General features: G+C 62.0%; 1 protein-coding gene. It reads left to right on the top strand.

The window, feature by feature from the left end:
- On the top strand, positions 1-973 hold a 973-nt coding region (locus ACP7IZ_RS13740), incomplete at both ends, for a transketolase C-terminal domain-containing protein (protein WP_426849723.1).

Below are 973 nucleotides of genomic sequence, written 5' to 3'. Positions count from 1 at the left end.
TGCGCAACCTGCGCGATACGGATAACGGCCCCATCATGCTGCATGTCATCACGGAAAAAGGCCACGGCTATCAGCCAGCCGAAAAAGCCGGAGACAAGTATCACGCCGTTGCCAAGTTCAACGTTGTCACGGGTGAGCAGAAAAAAGGCCCCGCAGGCCCGCCAAGCTATACCTCCGTGTTCTCGCGCGAACTCACGCGCCGCGCCGCGACCGATAACAAGATTGCCGCCATTACCGCCGCCATGCCCTCTGGCACGGGGCTGGATGCCTTTGCCAAAGCTTACCCGGATCGGTTTTTTGATGTGGGCATTGCCGAGCAGCACGCCGTTACCTTTGCCGCAGGCATGGCCACGGAAGGGCTGCGCCCGTTCTGCGCCATTTATTCCACCTTCCTCCAGCGCGCCTATGACCAGGTGATGCACGATGTGGTGCTGCAAAAGCTGCCCGTGCGTTTTGCCATTGACCGCGCCGGTCTGGTGGGGGCCGATGGCGCCACCCATGCCGGGTCCTTCGACATTGCCTATCTGGGCTGCCTGCCGGGCATGACCATTATGGCGCCATCAGACGAGCTGGAACTGCTGCACATGACAGCAACCGCCACCCTGTTTGATGAAGGCCCCATTGCCCTGCGCTACCCGCGTGGCAGTGGCCTTGGGCTGGACCTGCCTGCCGAGGGCACGCCGCTGGAAATTGGCAAGGGCCGCATTATCCGTGAGATGGGTGGGCAGTCTGGCCCTGAAAAAGGCGGCGTGGCCATTCTCTCGCTTGGCCCACGTCTGGCGGAGTGTCTGAAAGCCGCAGACATGCTGGCCGCCCGTGGCCTGCCGCCCACCGTGGCGGATGCCCGCTTTGCCAAGCCGTTTGATACGGAACTGGTGGAAAATCTGGCCCGCAACCATGCGGTGCTGATCACAATTGAGGAAGGTTCGGAAGGTGGCTTTGGCTCCCTTGTTGGCCACCATCTGGCCCGCAC

It is taken from the genome of Acetobacter sp. AAB5 (assembly GCF_050106715.1).
GTDB lineage: Bacteria > Pseudomonadota > Alphaproteobacteria > Acetobacterales > Acetobacteraceae > Acetobacter > Acetobacter oryzifermentans.
Note: the sequence above shows the minus strand (reverse complement) of the source record. Positions and strands in the feature narration are given on the sequence as shown.